Here is a 20818-nt window from a genome sequence, read left to right as displayed (position 1 = left end):
TGCCGGGCCTGACGCCGTCCCCAGTCGGGGGTTACAAAGTCGCCTACCGGTACGCCTCGGACCTTGCCGCGCTCGGTGTGGACGTCACGATCCACCACTGCGAGGACGCACAGTTCCGCTACCCGAGGAAACGCGTTCCGTACCTCTCACCTGGTGCGACGATTCGTCGCGCGTTTCAGGGGAGTCGAATCCGACCCGCACGTCCGACGTGGTTCGAGCTGCACCCTGGCGTCGAGTCGCTGACCTCGCAGACGCTATCCGTGTCCGAGGTGAGCGACGCGGACGCGACCATCGCCACCGCGGCGTGGACCGCGGAGTTCGTCTCCGCATTGCCCCGGACGGCCGGCGGCAAGTTCTATCTCATCCAGCACTACGAGGACTGGTGGAAGTACGTCGACGACACGTGGCGGCTCCCGCTGACCCGACTGGTCATCTCACGGTGGCTCCAGCGCAAAGGCAGCGAACTGGGCGTCGACAGTGTCCGTCTACCCAATGCGATCGACCTCGACGAGTTCCCGCCCGGCCCTCCGATCGCCGAGCGCCCGCCCATGGTGTGCGCCCTCGTCTCCGACGTCGGCTGGAAGCGCACCGATCTCGTCATCGAGGTCCTCATCGGGTTGCGTGAGACCCGACCCGATGTGAGCGCTCACGTGTTCGGCACATGTGTTCGCCCCGACGGACTTCCCGACTGGGTGCAGTTCAGCCGATCACCGGAGCCGGCGGTCCTCCGTGGGGAGATCTATCAACGTGCTCGAGTGCACATCTGCGCCAGCGATGCAGAGGGCTGGCATCTGCCTCCCGCCGAAGCATTGGCCAGCGGGTGCGCGGTCGCGTCGACCGACATCGACGGTGTGCGCGAATACGCCGACGGCACAGCGCGGTTCTCTTCGGTCGGGGACGCGGCGGCCCTGCTGCAGAACGCCGTCGACCTCCTCGACGACGCCATCGGTTGCCAAGCCGCGGTGGACACATTCCGGGAGAAAGCACTGGAATACACGCCCCGCGACGCCACCCTTCGGTTGCTGTCGATCCTCACGGGCGGCGTCGGACCAGGCGATCCGGAGTCCCAGCCCGCCGAGCGGTGAACGATGACCGGCTGGGCCTCGATGACCGGCGCAGCACCTCAGATGCCGGATCTGACCGCGATTCGGCCGTTGGACAAGCCGATGAGATTGGGGTTGAAGGCTGACGACGGCTCCCCGACGTGTTCGATGACCGTCATCGTGACCACGGGCCAGACGACATGGTAGGCGGCCCGTGCCGGTGGTCGAACCATGTTCCGTCGTGTCGACACGACGACGTCGCCGGTGAGAGCGGTGACGTCGCGCCCCCACTCGTTCGAGCCGAACACGGTGCCGGCCCCCATCTCGAGGCCGGCGAACAACCGCCGGAGGCGACCGTCTCCGTCGCGCACCAGACCCATGTCGGTGACGACACCATCGCGATCGACGAGTCGAGGAGCGACCGCGATGACGGCATCGGACTGCGCCACACCCACGAGTTGGGCGACCCACTGCGGGTCGTCTGTGCACACCGGGCGCCGGATGATCGCGACCACGGCGTCGGATTCGCATTCGTCGAGAATCTCGTCGAGTCCCTCGTCGGTCGCCAACCTCAGCATCCTGGTCGACGCGAACTGAGAGACGTCGGTGACATCGAACAGGGATTCCGCCGACTCCGCGCAGTCGCCGATCCAGACCACCAGGAGGTGCGTACCGTCCGCGACGCGGAAGACCGCCTCGTACGGACCGTAGCTGTCCCTGTCGGCCGAGACAGCCACGGAGTGTCCGAGACTCCGTAGCGTCGTCTCCAGAGCGATTCGACCTGCCTCGTGGACATGGGGTTTCGCATCGTTGCCCGTCGAAGTCGAGCCCTGTGCCTGCCGCCAGTGGTAGAGCACCCGGGGTATGTGGCCGACCACGCGACGACCGGGCACCGTGTGAAGGCGGAGGACGAACTCATAGTCCTGCGCCCCGTCGAAGCGGCTGTCGAGCCCATAAGTGCGCGCGAGGAGGTCGCGCCGCACCACAGACATGTGATTGGTGTAGTTACAGCTCATGAACAGGTGCGGCGACCAGTCCGGCTTGAATTGCGGCGAGTGTCGCCAGACCCCGTCTTCGGTGATCAGGTCCTCGTCGGAGTAGAGGACATCGGTGTCCGGATGCCGTCGCACATACGCGGCGACCTCGTTGAGCGCTTGTGGCGCAAGGACATCGTCGTGATCGACGAACACGACGAAGCTGCCTCGCGCCCACTCGATGGCCTGATTGGTGTTCTGCGAGATCCCGTCGTTCGAGGCCAGTCCTCGATATCGCAGTCGCGGATCTGCATCGCACGCGCGCTTGATCGACGCGCGCGCCAGTCGATCCGTCGACGCGTCGGCCATCACCACCTCGAAGGAACCGAACGTCTGTCCCAGCAGTGACCGAACCAGTGCTTCGAGGTGTCGAGACGGGGTGTTGAACATCGGGATGACGATGCTGAACCACGGTTCATCACCGAAAGGATTGCCGAGATCGCTTGCCGGCGGCAGGAACTCACCCTGTTCCACGTTGTCCATCCACGACTGGTACCCCGCGTCGTAACGGAACGGACGGAACTGCGGGTAGCGCCGCCGGATGGGAGTCAACGGGTTCAGGGCGTTCTTCGCACGCGCAACCCGGTCACTCACCAGATATCCCACCATGCGTTGTCCTGCTCCGGCCTGCATCACCGTCTTCGGTGACGACGGACCTCGACGCACCTCGGTCCCTCTGACCGTATCCATTCGGTCAGCGGCATCCCAGTCAGCTGTACGAGCGAACCTCATCGAACCTCGGCCACAGGGCGTGACCACTCACCTCAGGCGAGTCGGAACTCCTCGCCGCGGTGGTAGGCGAACAGCGATCGCTGGGTCTCGGTGGTCGACGGCGGATGGAAGGAGAACGCCTGCAGGACCGACTCGAGGTAGGCGATGTCGGGGTCGGTGATGAAGGCGATCCCGCCGAGTGCGGAGGTCGCCGCCGCGGCCACACGCAGGAGGGCGGTGCGTAGCGCGGTGCGGATGAACAGCAGTCGCGCCGAGATGCCAGCGCCCCGCTCGCCGGCATCGAGCGCCGTGGCCACCGATTCCAGCGCGGCCATGGCCGATTCGAGCTCGGCCGCGATCGGCGTGTAGGTCGCTGCGTCGGCTCGGGGGCTGTGGAGCAACCGTTCGAGCAGGGTGCTCGCCGCGCCGATGTAACCCGCGGAGGCGAGCAGCCCGAACCACAGGAACCCGGTCATCTCGTGGATGCCGTCGGGGTCCTGCATGGTGCCGATCATCATCAGCGCCGCCGGCACGCGCACACCGTCGAGGATCACCTCCTCGCTCTCGGCACCTCCGAGGATCGGCGACGTCCAGAACGGTTCGACGCTCACGCCCGGCATCTGGGCCGGGATCAGTCCGACAGCCTTGCGGCCGCGCCCCCCTTCGGACTCCTTGGCGTCGAGGCTCGCGGCGAGGAACGCCATCGAGTGCGCCATGCTGCACGGCTTCTTCCGGCCCGTCACGACGTAGTCGCCGGTGTCCTCGTCGTAGACCGCCGACACGGTCGGGATCAGCGTGCTCCCGCCGACCCGTCCCTCGGCGAACGCCGAGGCGATCAGGGCGTTCTGCTCCACCACGCTGCGCAGCAGCGCGAGATCCTCCTCGGGTCCGGTCAGCGCGATCTGCACGATCGTCGCGATCGACAGGTGGTGCATCACGGTGGCGACGGCCAACGACGGTGACGCCGCGCCGATCGCGCGCTGCACCTGCAGGGCCTCGACGGCCGAGGCGCCCTGACCGCTGATCTCGACGGGCACGATCAGCCCGCAGCCCCCGGCCTCGCGGAACACCTCGAGGCCACGATTGCCCGGCGCCTCACGCTCCGCGAGCGTGGTCTCGTCGAACCAGTCTGCGAGAAGGGGCATCCGACGTCGCAAGGCGGCACGGGCCTGCGCCAGCAACACCCCGCTCGCCGTCGAGTCCTCTCGCCCCTCGTTGACACGTGCCCCCACTGCGACGCTCATCCATCCCCCGATCGCTCTCACCGCACGCCGACGCCGGCCGCGGCCGTGTGATGGGTACCACATACCGATCGGTACGGAAAGCTGGTTGGGGCGTATCTCCACAGATGTTGAGCAACATTGTGATCGAGACGAAAACGGGTCATTCCGGGCCTCCCGCAGCCGCGCGCGTCGATAGCGTCGCGCTCACACGTACCGGGGGGTTCACATGTCTTCGCAACTGATTCTCGATCGCATCCGTCACGACAAGCGCATCTGGGCGTACCGCGTCATGCGCGACAGCGACCAGCTGCCGTTCTACCGGGTGATGAACTCCGTCAACGCTCCGACCGTGCCGGTCGAGGGACGCGACTGCGTGATGCTCGGTTCCAACAACTACCTCGGGATGGCCGATCACCCGAAGGTGCGCGAGTCGGCCATGGCCGCACTGCAGAAGTACGGCACCACGGTCACCGGCAGCCGCCTGCTCAACGGCACGATCGATCTGCACGTGGAGCTCGAGGCGGAACTCGCAGCGTGGCACGGCACCAAGAACGCTCTGCTGTTCACGACCGGCTATCAAGCCAACCTCGGCGCCATCTCCGCGCTCGTCGGCGTCGGCGACACGGTCATCGTCGACTCGGCCGCGCACGCGTCGATCTACGACGCAGCGCGCCTCTCCCGCGCCAAGATCCGCGCGTTCCGCCACAACAACGCCGCACAGCTCGACGAGCGTCTGAGTCGTTCGGTGGGCGCCAAACTCGTGATCGTCGACGGTCTGTACTCGATGGAGGGTGATCTCGCGCCGCTCGACGCGATCGCCGACGTCTGCGAGAAGCACGATGCCGCACTCATGGTCGACGAAGCGCACAGCGTCGGCGTCCTCGGTGAATGTCGCACCGGCGCCGCCGAGCTCTACGGAGTCGAGAAGCGCATCGATGTGCGCATGGGATCGCTGTCGAAGGGACTCGGATCGACCGGCGGATTCGTCTGCGGCAACCGCGACATCGTCGACGCGTTACGCGCGCACGCCCGTACGTTCCTGTTCACCACCGCCGCCGTCCCCGCCACCCTCGGTGCCGCGCTGGCCTCGGTACGCATGCTGCAGACCGACGAGGGACGCGAACGCGGCACGCGCACACTGGAGAACGCGAAGTACCTGCGTGACGGTCTGGTCGCCGCCGGCATCCCGACGGTCGAACCCTCGCCGCTCCCCGACGGCACCGATGTGGTCTCCCCCATCGTCCCCGCCTTCTGCTACACCGAGCTGCGGGTGTCCAACACGTGGCGAAAGTTGTTCGACGACGGCGTGTTCGCAGCGGTCGCGATGTTCCCGGCGGTTCCCCAGAACAAGGCCATGCTCCGTCTGTGCGTCCAGACCGAGCACACCCGTTCCCAACTCGACCGGGCGATCGATGCGCTCACTCGGCATCTCCCGCCGATGGACGAGTTCGAGACCGACGCGACCAATTACGCCGCAGGAGCGGTCGGTTCGGCTGAGGCAGCGGGGATGGACGACCCCGAGGACATCGATACCGCCTCTGAGCGCGTCGATGGCCGGGTGCCGGCGTCGGCACTGGGCTGACGTGCCCACCGATCTCGCGCACGTCGAGCCGTATCCCTGTTCGCTGCAGAAGCTGTACGCCACGCTGACCGAACCGCGCTACTGGCGCGACCGGGTCGAGTCGATGGCCGGCGGTGGCGGCGAGCTGATCTCCTGTGCCGCCGACGATCAGGGTTTCCGTGCGGTCGCGCGCCAACCGATCCCGACGACCTCCATACCTGCAGCGCTCACACGCTTCGTGCCGTCGCGGGTGAGCGTGGAGTACACCGAATCGTGGCAGCCCTGTGAATCCGACAGCGTCACGGGCACATTCGTGTCGACGGTGGTCTCGATGCCCGCGAGCATCGACGCGCACATCGAGTTGCGGGCGGTGGGCCCCGACCGATGCGACATGCACTTCGCCGGGACGGTCACCGCGGCGGTACCCGTCGTCGGTGCGATGGTCGAGAAGATGATGGCGGCGCAGACCGCCGAGGGTTTCCGGATCGAGCGGGAGTTCACCCTCGACTGGCTGGCACGCCCTCGCGTCTGACCGCTCCCGGTATCGCCTCGGCGAGCCGCCGCTGACCTTCCCCGGAACCCAGATCGCCGGCGGTTCCCACGGTCACGCGTCGGTTCGTGACGGTGGCGATGGGAGTTGCGCTGCCAGCGCGGCCTTTCCACGGCAGACGTGCGCCGGCACGGAAGTCGAGCAGCCCGTCGGGCCCCTCCGGTATCGACGTTCCGCTGCGTCGCGACCCGGCGAGTTCCACGATGACCGTCGACGGGTCGGGCTGCACAGCGGCGACCGCGTCGACGGCGCGATCGTGTCCACGTCGGGTTCCGCGACGACCGCTGCTCAGACCGTGGCCCGGGGTGTCGACGACGACCACGGTGAGTCCGTCCCGGGCCAGTCGCGCTGCGAGCGGCGTGACATAGCGGGCGTGGCTGCGGCCGGCGACACCGAGCACGATCGTGGGTCCGCCGTCGCCGTGGTGTACCTCGGCGTGCACGCCGCCCACGGGCGTGTCGAGGTTGACGTGACGCACCCGTTCGATGACCTCGTCGACGTCGCCCACCAAATCAGCGATGTCGCGGTCGATCTCGGCCCACCGTCGGAGTCGGCGAGTCGCCGGCTCGAGCGCGACCTCGGCCACACGCGCCGAGGGCAGCACCTCGGCCCCGCCGAAGAGCGGGCGTCCACGCAACAGGATCATCGCGGCCGCGACGTCGTTCGAGGACGCCGAGGGTTCCCAACCGGTGCTGCGGCAGAACAGATCCGGGTCGAGCGCGGCCTCGCCCGAGGAGATCCAGTGTGACGAGAACGGGATCAGGCGCAGGCGGTACCCGATGTCGGCCAGCAGACGCAGGAGGCGCAGCGGTGCGGCGCTGACGGCCTGGCCCTGCATACGCGCGAGGGCGGGCACCGGCGTGTGATCGCGGGGCGCGATGTTGAACGGACCGTTGAGGTCGCTCCCCGCCGCGACGTGGAACGCGCGTGCCATGTCGTGCTGGGTCATGAACTGGTAGTGCGACGTCGACGGATCCGGGAAGGCGATGGCCATGCCGGTGAGCATGTCGATGCCGTCGTTGGAGACGTCGGCACCGACCACGAAGGTGGGCCGCAACATCGCGATGGTCATCTCGCCCGGGTGTCGTCGGAGCCACCACTCCACGAAGTGCTCCACCTCGGCCTTGTCGAAGAAGTAGTAGCGACCGGGGTCTGCGGTCGGGAACTCGTCCTCGGTCACCGGCACCTGTAGGTCGTTGGCACCGTAGGCGCTTGCGCTCGACGCGATCACCATGTGCCGCACGCCGGCCCGGTACGCGCATTCCACGGTGTTGCGTGAACCACCCAGGTTCACGTCACTCGACACGGACTTGTCGCGCTCCTCCTCCACCACGAACGCGAGGTGGATGACGACGTCGCAGCCGGTGAACACCCTCTCGAGTTCGGGTGACCGGATGTCGGCGCGGACGTTCTCGAGCTCCGGGTGGCGCACCCGCGGTTCGCGTCGACCCAGGCCGATCACGCGGTCGATCGTCGGGTCGGCCAGCAACACCGGCAGGATGGCGGTACCGAAATCACTGGTGGCCCCGGTGACGGCGATCGTGGTCATCCGGCGTCTCCGGCGCGGACACCTTCGCTGTGCAGCGCGTCGACCTGGTCGCCCACGATGCCCGACGTCCGGTACCTGCGGGGCAGGCCGATCGCGACGACGACCGCGCAGACGAACACCGCTCCGGCGGCCAGGTACGAGGCGTGGGCCGAACCGGTGAGCGCCGCCTGCTTCATCTGGTCGATGAGGGCGTTGCGTGCCGGGTCGAAGAAGGCGGGGATGTCGCGTTCCCGGATCTGCAGGACGCTCAGCACACTCGACCGCGCGTACTCCTTCTCGGTGTCGTTCATCAGCCCGGCGGGGATGCCCTCGACGATCGATCGGACGTGGGTGAGGTAGTACGAGCTGGCGATGGAGCCGATCACCGCGACACCGAGCGTGCCACCGATCTCGCGCGTGGTGTCGTTCACGGCCGAGCCCGCACCGGCTTCATCGAGCGGCACCGACGACATGATCGATTCGGTCGCCGGGCCCTGGATGATCGCGATGCCGACCGCGAGCAGGATCATCGCCGGCAGGACCAGCGTCAGATACGAGCTGTCGAGCTCCACCTGTCCACCGACGATGAGCCCCGCACCGATCAGCACCAGCCCGAGCACCAACGGCGGCATGGTGCCGACCTTCTGGGCGATCACCGTCGCCGTCGGCGCCGACACGGCGAGTGCGGCGGCGAACGGCAGGGTCGCGATGCCGAAGGCCAGCGGCGTGTACTCGCGGACACCCTGGAAGTACTGCGTGATGAGGAACAGGAAGCCGAAGAGGCTGAAGTATCCGACCGCGATCGCCAGGGCGGGCAAAGCGAATGGGCGGATCCGGAAGAGTCGCATGTCGAGAACCGGCGAGTCGGTGGTCAATTCGCGCCGCACGAAGGACACCAACAACACCAGCGACAGGGCGAACCCGATGAGCGTGGTCGCCGACAGCCAGCCGTAGCGGGGGGCCTCGATGATCGCGAAGACACCGATCGAGATGCCCGCGATCGAGAGCACGACACCCGGCCAGTCGAGGCGGCCGACGCTCGCCGCCTTCGAGTTCGGCACCAGCCGCCACACGAGGACCAACGCGACCGCCGCGACGGGCACGTTCAGCCAGAACACCGAATGCCACGAGAAATGCGTGAGCAGGTAGCCGCCCGAGATCGGGCCGATCGCGACCGCGACACCCGCGATCGACGACCAGATGCCGATGGCGAGTGACTTCTCCTTGGGGTCGGGGAAGATGCTGGTGATGATCGCGAGCGTCGCGGGCAGGACTGCGGCGGCGAAGAATCCCATCAGCGCGCGCGACACCAACACCGCGGCCATATCGTCGGCGACGGCACCGATGATCGACGACAACCCCAGACCGGCGAGACCTCCGGCGAGCAGGAGTTTGCGGCCGTGGCGATCGCCGAGGTTGCCGAAGGCGAGCAGGAAGCCGGAGAACGTCAGCGTGTACGCGTCGACCACCCACTGCAGGCCGGTGATCGACGTCTCCAGCTCGATACCGATCTGCGGCAGCGCGACGTTGATGATGGTCATGTCCAGCACGATGAGGAGCTCGCACACGCAGATCACTGCGAACGCGGAGAGCTGGCGCGTGCGGGACATGGGTCTCCTCGACATCGACGACACCGCACATGCGGCGGTCGCAGACTAACCGCGAGGGATACCGTCGGGTACGGCAATCCTCAACAGTTGTCGAGATGGGCAGCGGCGGGCGGTCGGCCTGTGATCGGATCCAGACAGACGCCCTCCCCGGTGAGCCCGAGAGGCCGACCACGCATCGTGGCGACCCCTCGGGCGATCAGACGGGTTCGATGGCCGACCGATCGGTCACCTGCCCAAGGCGCGCGGGCGCGGTATGCCGCGATCGAACAGTCGCCGCGCCTCCCCGGGCGTGATGTCGTCCCAGCTGCCGGGCGCGGTCACCTGCAGAGAGTTGACGCCGCCGTTGTACATGGTGCGGCGCTGATAGCCGTAGCGGTACGTGGTCTCGGTCCAGGTGTTGCCGGCCGAGTCCCGAACCTGGCGCTGCCCTGTCGGCGTCGCCGAGGAGATGCGGACCTGCGTCAACACCTTCGCGGTGACGTCGACGCCGCGCATCCGGTTTGCCTTCACGTTCGGATCCGGCTCGCTCCCCAACGGAACCTGCATCCGGTTGTCACCCACCTCGAACACCGTTCCGTACGCGCCGACTCCCGGGTCTTTGCCCCACGAGCTGGTGTGATTGCCCGGTGGGCTGTACTCCCGACGCTCTGGAAGCCCGATACCCGGCCCCTGCTGTGCCGGGCCGGGCGTGTATCGCACCGTGCGGTCGATCGGCCCGTTCGGATCGGTCGGACCCACGGTGCTCGGCAGACCCTCCGGGCTCTCGACGCTCTTCAGCGAGTTCGCATCCACGGTGGGCTGCGGCGTCGGTCGGGCGGTCGCCGCCTGAGGGGGTGCCGGCTGCGGGGCCGTCGGCTCGGGACTCGGTGCCACGGGCGCCTCTGGCTCAGGTGCCGGTGCCACCGGCTGAGGGGCGGCCCGCTGGGGCGCCGACGGCGGGGACACCGCGCCGGGCTCCTCACGCTGCGTCGGACCCGGGAGGGCCCGCCGCGGCGGCTTCGGCTGGCCGCTCCGATCACGCGGAGCCGTCGGTGACCAGGTGTCGCCGGGTCGTACCTTGTGGGCGCCACGATCGGGTTCCGCTCCGATCCTGGGGTGGTCGTCGTTGAACGCCGTGTCCCCGGGGCGGGTCTTGTTCGGCCCGCGGTTCGGGGTGTGCCGCGCTGACGAGCCGCCGGTGGTCTTCTGCGGCGTGGCCTTGTTCGGTCCCCGGTGTGAGTTGCTGTTCGTCGAACCTGAACCGGGGTCACCCGGCTTGGCGTCGGCCACAGCGACTCCCGCGGTGCCCTGCAGCACACCTGCGAGAACACCGACAGCGACGATGGCGCCGACGCCGCGTCGCCTCAGACGGTCTGGACGTCTCATGATTCGCTCCCTTCGGACGAGCCCCGCGACGGTCGTCACGGGGACGAACCGTTGGATGCGGTGAACGCCCGAGAAAGTTCCCGTCGACTCAGACGGGCATGAGGAGCATCTTGCGCGGCGTGCGATGCATCTGCTTGTCACGCAACTGCGCCAACGCCTTACGCAGCTGCAGTCGCGTCTGCGACGGCTCGATCACCGCGTCGACGTAACCGCGCTCGGCCGCGAGGTATGGCGTCGCCATCATCGTGTTGTAGAAGTTGATGAAGTCGGTGCGGATCTTGTCCGCCTCGTGCGGCGTCGCGTTCTCGGTCTGCCGACGGGTGAGGATGGCCGCCGCCGACTCGGCACCCATCACCGCGATCTTGGCCGTGGGCCAGGCGAAGTTGATGTCGGCGCCGAGCTGCTTGCAACCCATCACCGCGTACGCGCCGCCGTAGGCCTTGCGGATCACGACGGTCACCTTCGGCACATCGGCCTCGACGTAGGCGAACAGGAACTTGCCCGAGCGTCGGATGGTGCCCTTGGCCTCCTCGGCGACACCGGGGAGGATGCCCGGGGTGTCGACGACGAACACCAACGGGATGTTGAAGGCGTTGCAGATGCGGACGAATCGCGTGGCCTTCTCGGAGCTGTCGGTGTCGAGCACACCGGCCATCACGCTGGGCTGGTTGGCGACGACACCGACACTGCGTCCGTCGACACGCGCGTAGCCGGTGATGATGTTCGGCGCGAAGATCTCCGACACCTCGTGGAACGCACCGTCGTCGAAGATGCGGAGCAGGATGTCGCGCATGTCGTAGCCGGCGTTGTCGTTGTCGGGCAGGAAATCGTCGAGACCGAGGTCGCTCTCGGTGATCTCGGGCTCGAGCCCGGGGTTGATGACCGGGGGCGTCTCGTGACACGTCGACGGCATGTAGTCGAGGTACTCGCGCACCCACGCGAAGGCGTCGGCCTCGGTGTCGGCGATGTGGTGGATGTTGCCCCACCGCGCCTGATTGTGGGCACCGCCGAGATCCTCGGCGTCGATCTCCTCGCCGGTGGTCTGCTTGATCACGTCGGGACCGGTGACGAACATGTAGCTCGAATCCTTCACCGCAACAAGGATGTCGGTGTTCGCCGGGGTGTAGACCGCGCCGCCGGCACACTTGCCGAGGATCACCGACACCTGCGGCGCGAGACCAGACAGCAGATCGTTGCGGCGACCCATCTCGGCGTACCAGGCCAGCGAGGTGACCGCGTCCTGGATGCGCGCGCCGGCCGAATCGTTGATACCGACCATCGGGCAACCGATCTTGCCCGCCCACTCCATCAGCATCGACACCTTGCGGCCGAACACCTCGCCGACCGTGCCACCGAAGACCGTCTGGTCGTGGCTGAACGCCGCGACCGGACGTCCGTTGACCAGACCGTGTCCGGTGACCACGCCGTCGCCGTAGCCACTGGAGTCCGACCCCGGCAGCTTGGCCAGCTGACCGAACTCGACGAAGGTACCCGGGTCGAAGAGCATCGCGAGTCGTTCACGGGGAGAACAGATCCCCTTCGCGGCACGCTTGGCGATCGCCTTCTCGCCACCCGGTTCCTTCGCAACTTCCAGTCGCGCACGGAGATCGGCCAGCTTGGCTGCGGTGGTGTCCATCAGTTGGTGCCTCCTGGGGCGCTCGCTGCGGCCGAGGGCCGCGTGATGTCGGCCAGCCGCGTGGTGAGATCCGCGCCGATCCGCCCGATGTAGGGCTCGTCGATGAGAGCCAGGTGATCGCCACCGATGTGCACGATCTCGAGGTCGTCGACCACCTCACCCCAGCGACCGTCCTCGGGGATGTCGCCCCAACGCGGCTCGAGTTCCACTGCGCCGTCCTGCATCTTGTCGGCGCGGTAGAGGACCACCTTGCCGTCGTAGCGGGTCGGCTCGATCGTCGACAGCGCGCGGTTGTCGAGGAACGAGGTGCGCTGGTGCTCGATGATGCCGCCGGGGATCTTGGCGTTGCTCATCGACAGCAGTTCCATGATGATGCGGAACTGCCCCTCGTCATCGGCCTCGACGAGGCGGTCCATCGGGACCGGCACGTCGTCGACACCGTAGGTGCGCTTGGCGAAGGTCATGTACCGCTCGAGGCGGGCACGCTTCTCCTCGGTGGTCTCCTCCGGAGAACCGTTGGGGCGCACCGCATCGAGCAACGCGACCATCGCCACGTCCTCGCCCTGCTCGCGCAGCACCTGCGCGCAGCCGTACGCGAGCGCACCGCCGAGTGACCATCCCGCCAACACGTAGGGCCCACTCGGGACCACCTCGCGCAGCTTCGGCAGGTACTGGTGCACGCGTTCTTCGATGGTGCCCTCGACCCGGTCGAAGCCGATCACCGGGAGGTCGGCGGGCAGCTTCTTGATCAGCGCCTCGTACGCCATCGACGAACCACCCGCGGGGTGGAACAGCAACAGCGGCGGGCGCGTGGCGTTCTCGACCGTGCGCAGGTAGCGCACGAAGCCGTCGACCTGACCGCCCTCGAGCTGATCACGCACGTAGGTCGAGAGGTCCTCGATGGTCTGCGCGTCGAGCACGTCCTCGATGTCGATCTCGCCACCGGCCCGCTCGGACAGCCGCGCCGTCAACTTCTCCGCGGTCTCCTCGTCGAGCACGGGCAGAGGGTTGAAGATGCCGCCCGCCGACGTGCCGGTGACCATGGCCCACACACCGAAGGTGAGGCGCTCGGCCGCATCACGCGGCGGCACATCGGCACCCGCGGCCGCGGCGACCGCGGCCTGGCTGACCAGATCGCCGGCCTGGGCCGCGGGCCGCGCGGGCTCCGTGACGGGCACGGGTTCCGGTTCGGCCGGTGTCGCGGTCGCCGGTGCCGTGGGCGCATCGATGATCTCGGCGAGTGCGGCCGTGTCGATCTCGCCGCCGCCCTCGGCGTCGGCGGCCAGGGCGGCCACCTCGTCGCGGTGCTCCACGGCGTAGCTGACGAACTTCACCACGTCGCGCAGATCGGCCTCGCGCATGGCCTGCAGCTGCATCTGCGGGATGTCGAACTCGTACTCGACCCGGTTCTTGATCCGCATCGCCATGAGCGAGTCGAGACCCAGTTCGATCAGCGGGATCTCTCGCGGCAGGTCCTCGGCCTCATAGCCCATCGACTCCGCGATGATCGAGGCCACGCGATCGTCGACGCTCTGACCGCTCGCCGGATCCCACCGCGCTCCGGCATCCTCGACGATCTCGGGCTCCACCGTCACGCGCTCGTCGACGAAGCCCGACGCGCGGGCCGCCTCGGCCGGGGTGGGCGTGGTCAGCGGTTCACCCGCGACCGCGGTGCCGCCCAGCGCGGCGCCCGCGGTGACCACGGCGTCGGCCAGAAGTGTGAAGGCGCCACCGGCGTCCTTGCCGTGCACCTGCAGCGAACCGCCGCCGGGATGCGGGGTGAACGTGGTGGTGACGGTCCCGGCTGCGGGCATCTCGCCACGGGTCTCGACCGCGCCCACGCGGACGTCGGCGAGAACCTGTGTCGCGGCGGCCGCGACCAGCTCACGTGGGTCGGTGACGACCGAGGCGGCCACCTCCCACGCGTGGCGACCGTCGGGCAGCGCGACGTGCGAACCGGGGACCCGGTTGGCGCCCGCACCGCCGTTGATGACCGCGCGCATCCAGAAGTCCTTGCGCTCGAAGCGCGTTCGCGGGATGTCGGCGAACTCACCGGCACCGAACAGCGACGCCACGTTCACACGATGGCCGTGGACGTAGAGCTTCATCAGGGCGGTGACCCATCCGAGGTTCTCGTCCTCCTTGCGGCGCAACGTCTCGATGAGCTCGGCGTCGTGCAGGCCGGCACCGAAGGTCACCGCGGCGACCGAGATCAGCACCGCCGGGTTGGGCGACAACTCGATGAAGGTGCGGTGCCCGTTCTCGACGGACTTCGCGATGGCCTGGGAGAACCACACCGAGTGCCGCAGCCCCTTGGTGAAGTAGTCGATGGTGTGCACCGGCTCGTGGCCCGGGCGGTAGAACGTCTCGCGGTCGATCGAGCTGTAGAAGCCGACGGTGGGCCGCAGCGGCTCGATACCGGTGAGCTCATAGGCGAGCTCACCGAGCAGCGGATCCATCTGGGCGGTGTGGCTCGCACCCTTGGTCTGCAGCTTGCGACCGAGCTTGCCCTCCGACTCGGCGCGGGCGACGATCGCGTCGACCTGGCCCTCGGGTCCACCGATCACGGTGTGGGTCGGTGCGGCGTAGACACAGATCTCGAGGTCCGGGTAGTCGACGAGCACACCGGTGATGTCGTCGGCGCTGTACTCCACCAATGCCATCAGGCGGATGTCGTCACCTTCGAGGCTCGCCTCGCCCTCGCCCATCAGACGGGAGCGCTGGCAGATGACGCGGGTGGCGTCCTCGAGCGACAGTCCGCCGCTGAGATACGCCGCGGACGCCTCGCCCATCGAATGAGGCACCAGCACACCGGGTTCGGCTCCGTGATGGCGCAGGAGCTCGAAAAGGCCGACCTGGATGGTGAAGATGCCGACCTGGGCGGTCTCGATGCCGTAGGTCTGCTCGTCGTCGGTGAACATCTCCGAGATCGAGTACCCGAGCTCGTTCTGGACGTAACCGTCGACCTCGTCCACCGCGGCGCGGAACACCGGGTTGTCGAGGTAGAGCTGTTTGGCCATCTTGCGATGCTGCGAACCGAACCCCGAGAGCAACCACACCGCCGAAGCGGGGTCGGGGGTGTCGCAGCTGAACACCAGCGGGCTGTTCTTGCCCTCGGCGACGGCGCGGACACCGGCGACGGCGTCGTCGTGGCTGTGCGCCATGATCACCGCCCGGCTGCGGCCGTGGTTGCGGTGGGCCAGCGACCGACCGATGTCGGCGAGCGGCGTGGCGCGGCCCGCATCGGACTCGAGCCACTCCAGCAGGTCGGTCGCGGTCTTGCGGCGCCGCGAGGGCAGGAAGCCCGAGATCACCAACGGCACCACCGCACTCTCGACCGTGCTCGGGGCGTACCCGGCCACCGGGTCGTCCGCCACGGCGACGTCGTCGGCGGGCGCGGGTGTCGCGGTCGCGAACAGGCCCTGCGCCGCCTTCTCGGCGTCGGTCAGGTAGTCGTCGTCATCATCGTCGTACGCGTCGGCGTGGGTGGTGTGCAGCTCGGCCGGCGGCGCGGACACCTCGGGGGTCGCGGTCGGCTCCACGAGGTCGCTCGGCAGCACCTCACGCACCACCACGTGGGCGTTGGTCCCGCCGAAACCGTTGCCCGACACCCCGGCCACGGCGTGACCGGCGTAGCGCGGCCAGTCGGTGGGCTCGGTGATGACCCGCAGCCGGGTCGCCTCGAACTGGATGTAGGGGTTGGGTCCGGCGTAGTTCAACGACGGGGGCAGCTTGTCGTTCTGCATCGCCAGGACCAGTTTGATGAGTCCGGCCGCGCCTGCACCGGACTCGAGGTGCCCGAAGTTCGTCTTCGCCGAACCGAGGAGGGTCGGCTTGTCGATGTCGCGACCACGGCCGAGCACGCGACCGAGCGCGTCGGCCTCGATCGGGTCGCCGAGGATGGTCCCGGTGCCGTGGGCCTCGATGTAGTCGACCGACCGCGGGTCGATGGCGGCATCGCGGTAGGCGGTGCGCAGCATCGCCACCTGCGCCTCGGGGTTCGGCGCGGGCAGCCCGTTCGAGCGGCCGTCGGAGTTGACCGCCGAGCCGGCGATGATCGCGAGCATGGTGTCGCCGTCACGGCGCGCATCGGCGACGCGCTTGAGGATCATCAGTCCGCCGCCCTCGCCGCGGATCATGCCGTCGGCATCCGACGAGAACGCCTTGATGCGACCGTCTTTCGCCTGCACGCCGACACGGTCGAAACCGAGGGTCGCCGCGGGCGAGATCAGCATGTTGACGCCACCGGCGACACACACGTCGGTCTCACCCGAACGGAGGCTCCGCACCGCCTGGTGCACCGCGACAAGCGACGACGAGCACGCGGTGTCGAGGGCGACCGACGGACCGTGGAAGTCGTAGAAGTAGGAGACGCGGTTGGCGACGATGGCCGTCGAGGTACCGGTCAGCGCGTACGCCGCGGTGTCGCCCATCGCCTCGGGGTCGGCGACCGCGAGCATCTGATAGTCGTTGGTGGAGCTGCCGATGTAGACACCGACCTGGCCACCCTTGAGGTCGCTGGGCGGGATGTGCGCGTGCTCGAGCGCCTCCCAGGTGAGCTCGAGCGCGAGCCGCTGCTGCGGGTCGACCATCTCGACCTCGCGCGGCGACATCTGGAAGAAGTCGGCGTCGAAGCCCTTCACGTCGTCGAGGTAGCCGCCGTGGACGTTGCTCTCGGCCAACACCTTCGCGAGGCGCGGCTCGGCCTTGAACTCGGTCCAGCGGTCCTCGGGGAGATCGCCGGTGCCCGAGCGGCCGTTGATCAGCAGATCCCAGGTCGACTCCGGGGTGTGGCCGGCGCCGGGGAAACGGGTGGCGACACCGACGATGGCGATGTCGTCGTCGGCGGGACGGTCGCGGTGATAGAACGCGGAGTCCTCGTCGACCTCGAGCCCCTCGTCGGGATCACCCTCGATGATGCGCTTGGCCAGCGACGCGATCGTCGGGTGCTGGTAGGCGACGGTGGCGGTGAGCAGGACGCCGGTCTTGTCCTCGATGTCGGCGGCCATGGCCACCGCGTCCCGCGAGGCGAGACCGAACTCCTCCATCGGGCGGTCGTCGGAGATCTGGTCGGCGGGCATGCCGGTGGCCGTGGACACCCAGTCCCGCAACCAGTCGCGCAGCTCGGCAACGGTCAGATCGCCCGCGGTCTCTCCATCGGGGGCGGACACCACATCAGAGGACGCGGACTCCGGGGCGACGGGCTCCGTCGCGACGGGTTCGGGGTTCGGGGAATCGCTATTCAGTTCAGACATCGCGGTCCAGTCTATGGAGTGGCGTCGGGGGCGTCGGGGAAGGCTGTCTGGGTGTACCCACCGCGCAGCGTTCCGTCGACGTAGGCGTTCTTGCAGGCGGTGTGCGCGATCTTGCCACTGGAGGTACGGGGGATCGATCCTGCGGGCACCATCAGCACATCGCGGGCCATGACACCGTGGCGCTGGGCGATCGCCGCACGGACGATGTCGGCCACCTCCGAGGGATCGGTGCGCTTTCCGGTGTTGCGCTCGGCGACGATGACGAGCTGCTCGGAGGCGTCGTCGGCGTCGAACTTCAGTCCGCTGGCCGAGGACTGGAACACCTCGGGCGGCAGCTGGTTCGCGGGGACGGCGAACGCGGCGACGAACCCGGGGCGCAGCGCGGTGCTGGCCTCCTGCGCGCTGAACTCGAGGTCCTGCGGGTAGTGGTTGCGGCCGTCGACGATGACGAGGTCCTTCACGCGGCCGGTCACGTACAGCTCACCGTCGAGCCACACGCCGTAGTCGCCGGTCTTGAGCCAGCGGTCGGGGCGCGGGGCACCGTCACCGTGGCTGCCCTGCGGCAGCGGGTTGGTCAGGGTGTTGCCGAAGGTCGCCTTCGTCTCCTCCGGCCGACCCCAGTAGCCGTGTCCGAGGTTGATGCCGTTGAGCCAGATCTCCCCGACGTGTCCGTCGGGCTGCTCGGTGGCGGTCTCGGAATCGACGATCGCGGCCCACTGGCTCACCGACACCTGGCCGCACGACACCTGCGCGACGGCACCGGGTGCGTGCTGGTCGACGACCGCGAAACGGCCCGCGTTCAGCTCGTCGCGGTCGACGTAGATGACCTTGGCCTCGCTGTCGCGGGGGGTTGAGGAGACGAACAGCGTCGCCTCGGCCATGCCGTACGACGGTTTGATCGCGGTCTTCGACAACCCGTACGGGCCGAACGCCTCGTTGAACTTGTTCATCGAGCTGACCGTGACCGGCTCGCTGCCGTTGATGAGGCCGATGACGTTGCTCAGGTCGAGGCTCTCGCCGTCACGCGGGAGCCCGCGTGCGGCGGCGTGCTCGTAGGCGAAGTTCGGTGCGGCGGCGAAGGTCTCGGCGCCGTCGCTCAATGCGGCGAGCTCGTTGATCCACCGACCGGGCCGGCGCACGAACGCCGCCGGGCTCATGATCGTGATGTACTGCCCGCCGAGTGCCGGGATGATGATGGTCAACAGGCCCATGTCGTGGAACATCGGCAGCCACGTGACGCCGCGCGAGTTCTCGGTCAGCTGGATGGCGCCGATCATCTGCAGGGCGTTCGCCGACACCGACTCGTACGTGATCTCGACACCGGCCGGGGTGCGGGTGGAACCGGAGGTGTACTGCAGGTACGCGATGTCGTGCAGCCGCGGGGTGGGCGGCTTCCAGGTCTCACCCACCGAATCGGGGACGGCGTCGACGGCGATGACGCGCGGACGCTCCTTGGCCGGGCGGGGCTTGAAGAAGTCGCGGACGGCCTCGGCCGACTTGGTGGCGGTGAGGATCACCGACGGCGTGCAGTCGCCGAGCACGGCGTGCAGACGGTCGGTGTGGCCGGGCTCGTCGGGCGAGAACAACGGCACCGCGATGTTGCCCGCGTACAGCGCGCCGAAGAACCCGATGACGTACTCCAGCGACTGCGGGGCGAGGATCGCGACCCGGTCGCCCGGGGAGGTCACCTGCTGCAGGCGGGCGGCGATGGCGCGCAGTCGCTTGCCGAACTGTGCCCAGGTCAGCTCGATGGCCTCGCCGTCACGCTCGCGGCTGTAATCCATGAATCGGTAGGCGAGGGTGTCGGCCTTCTCCCGGACGTTCCGCTCGACATAGGAGTAGAGGGTGTCTTCCTCGGTGAAGTGGAGATTGCCGGTTTCGTCGAGAAAATCGTCGAACGCGCTCTTCATCTGGACTCCTGTTGGCATCGTCTACCTCGATCGTCGGTCGCCGTCGTCGTCGCTACAGCCGAGCCACGTCGTGTCTCGGCGGCGCCGGGAATCGTCGGGCAGTCGTCGATGACCTGACCTCGGATCCGTCCCCCAGCGTTTCCTTCCGATTGCACGCACCACTGTGTGACCGACACCCTCGGCTCCCCACGGCCGACGCTGCCGATGGCACGTCAAACTCCGAGTATGTTAGCCGCTGCGAACGGTCTGCCGGGTTCACCCCTGCAAACTGTGATCGCCGATCACTGCGCAGGCCCGGCATCATGTCCCCTTCAACAACGGGATCACCGGCGCGAAGGCATCCATCTGGGTCGGGAACACCCCCACGTACGACATCGTCGTGCGCTCGCGCACGGTACGGATCTGCTCCGCGATCTCCTCGAACGACCCGCACATGATGTAGGGCGAGGTCAGGATGTCGTCGACGGTGAGGTCGGCGTCCTTGGCCATGTTCGGCGGGAACCCGCTGTCGATGGCGCCGAGCACCATCTCCGCGGTCGACTCCCGGTCGTCGGTGATGATGATGGTCGCGATCGTCCAGTTCAACTCGATGTCGTCGAACCTCTCACCGGCCGACTGACGAATCCGGTCGACGCGTTCCATCGTCTTCTCGATCGTCATGTCCGACAGCTTGAGCTTGCCGTCGGGCGTGCTGCCCGTGGCGACCGAGATGATGTCGGCGTGCCGTGCGGCCACCTCGAGCATGCGCGGACCGCCGGCGCCGACCATGATCGGCGGCCGCGGACCCTGCCGCGGACGCGGGGCCCCGACGACCCCGTTGACCTGGTAGTAGTCACCCGAGAAGGTGCACTCCTGACCGCGCATCAGCACGTCGAGGATCTGCAGCGCCTCGTCGAGCTGGCGCAGGCGTTCGCCCGGCGTGCCGAACGGGATACCGGCCGACTCGAAGTCCTCGCGCAGCCACGACGCACCGATGCCGAGTTCGAGGCGCCCCTTGGACAGGACGTCGATGGTGGTGGCCTCTTTCGCCAGCACCACGGGGTGTCGCATACCGGCCGCCAACGTGGTCGTCGCGAGGCGGATGGTGCTGGTCGCCTGACTCAGCGCTCCGAGCGCGGCCAGCGGACCGACCTGGTTCTCCAGGTGATCAGGGATGGCGAAGGTGTCGAACCCGTACTCCTCGGCCCGCTGGGCCAGCGCCACGAACTTTCGGGCGCCACCCTCGTCACGGTTTCCCTCACCGCCGGCCGCGAATCGGAACGGGCGCAACGCCGGGGTGGTGGCGGCTGCGTCGGTCGTCATCGGCACTCCTCATGTCTCGTCGATCAGCGGGGGTGAATCGGTCGGGTGAACGCCGGAAACAATACGTGCGCGGCGTGCCCCGCCCAACTC

At 68.1% G+C, this 20818-nt stretch carries 12 protein-coding genes; 3 read left to right on the top strand and 9 right to left on the bottom strand.

Annotated features, from left to right (window positions below):
- Positions 1 to 269 precede the first annotated feature (269 nt).
- A complete protein-coding gene (locus ACLBW1_RS03150) occupies positions 270 to 1085 on the top strand; it encodes a glycosyltransferase family 4 protein (protein WP_447810035.1) in 816 nt (271 codons plus the stop codon).
- Positions 1086 to 1123: 38 nt separating this feature from the next.
- Here the strand turns inward: ACLBW1_RS03150 and ACLBW1_RS03145 are convergent, their stop codons facing one another.
- Together ACLBW1_RS03145 and ACLBW1_RS03140 are read right to left on the bottom strand one after the other, a co-directional pair.
- Positions 1124 to 2767, bottom strand: a complete 1644-nt coding sequence (locus tag ACLBW1_RS03145) for a glycosyltransferase (RefSeq protein WP_447810034.1) — start codon at positions 2765 to 2767, stop codon at positions 1124 to 1126.
- 74 nt (positions 2768 to 2841) lie between these two features.
- Positions 2842 to 4032, bottom strand: a complete 1191-nt coding sequence (locus ACLBW1_RS03140; protein ID WP_447810033.1) for an acyl-CoA dehydrogenase family protein — start codon at positions 4030 to 4032, stop codon at positions 2842 to 2844.
- Between the two features lie 205 nt (positions 4033 to 4237).
- Between ACLBW1_RS03140 and ACLBW1_RS03135 the strand changes: the two genes are divergently transcribed.
- Together ACLBW1_RS03135 and ACLBW1_RS03130 are read left to right on the top strand one after the other, a co-directional pair.
- A complete protein-coding gene (locus tag ACLBW1_RS03135; protein WP_447810032.1) occupies positions 4238 to 5593 on the top strand; it encodes an aminotransferase class I/II-fold pyridoxal phosphate-dependent enzyme in 1356 nt (451 codons plus the stop codon).
- 1 nt (position 5594) lies between these two features.
- Complete coding sequence (locus ACLBW1_RS03130) at positions 5595 to 6104, top strand: DUF2505 domain-containing protein (RefSeq protein WP_447810031.1); 510 nt, start codon at positions 5595 to 5597, stop codon at positions 6102 to 6104.
- On the opposite strand, the gene ACLBW1_RS03125 is transcribed toward ACLBW1_RS03130, so the two are convergent.
- The 7 genes from ACLBW1_RS03125 to ACLBW1_RS03095 form a co-directional block, all read right to left on the bottom strand.
- Positions 6070 to 7671, bottom strand: coding sequence for an NAD-dependent epimerase/dehydratase family protein (locus tag ACLBW1_RS03125; RefSeq protein ID WP_447810030.1), 1602 nt, complete (start codon positions 7669 to 7671; stop codon positions 6070 to 6072). The two genes, ACLBW1_RS03130 and ACLBW1_RS03125, sit on opposite strands and share 35 nt — an antisense overlap.
- Positions 7668 to 9260 (bottom strand): MFS transporter, encoded by a 1593-nt coding sequence (locus ACLBW1_RS03120; RefSeq protein ID WP_447810029.1) that lies wholly within the window; start codon positions 9258 to 9260, stop codon positions 7668 to 7670. Before ACLBW1_RS03120 ends, ACLBW1_RS03125 begins: the two co-directional genes overlap by 4 nt.
- A gap of 225 nt (positions 9261 to 9485) precedes the next feature.
- Complete coding sequence (locus ACLBW1_RS03115; RefSeq protein WP_447810028.1) at positions 9486 to 10625, bottom strand: hypothetical protein; 1140 nt, start codon at positions 10623 to 10625, stop codon at positions 9486 to 9488.
- A gap of 88 nt (positions 10626 to 10713) precedes the next feature.
- Positions 10714 to 12264: an acyl-CoA carboxylase subunit beta gene (locus ACLBW1_RS03110; RefSeq protein WP_447811123.1), complete on the bottom strand. Its 1551-nt coding sequence runs from the start codon at positions 12262 to 12264 to the stop codon at positions 10714 to 10716.
- Positions 12261 to 17516: a polyketide synthase Pks13 gene (pks13, locus tag ACLBW1_RS03105; protein WP_447810027.1), complete on the bottom strand. Its 5256-nt coding sequence runs from the start codon at positions 17514 to 17516 to the stop codon at positions 12261 to 12263. The genes ACLBW1_RS03110 and pks13 overlap by 4 nt, the downstream gene beginning before the upstream one ends.
- 11 nt (positions 17517 to 17527) lie before the next feature.
- Positions 17528 to 19426: a long-chain-fatty-acid--AMP ligase FadD32 gene (gene fadD32 / locus ACLBW1_RS03100; RefSeq protein WP_447810026.1), complete on the bottom strand. Its 1899-nt coding sequence runs from the start codon at positions 19424 to 19426 to the stop codon at positions 17528 to 17530.
- Positions 19427 to 19726: 300 nt separating this feature from the next.
- Positions 19727 to 20728: an LLM class F420-dependent oxidoreductase gene (locus tag ACLBW1_RS03095; RefSeq protein WP_447810025.1), complete on the bottom strand. Its 1002-nt coding sequence runs from the start codon at positions 20726 to 20728 to the stop codon at positions 19727 to 19729.
- Positions 20729 to 20818 lie beyond the last annotated feature (90 nt).

This window comes from Williamsia sp. M5A3_1d (genome assembly GCF_053345315.1).
Note: the sequence above shows the minus strand (reverse complement) of the source record. Positions and strands in the feature narration are given on the sequence as shown.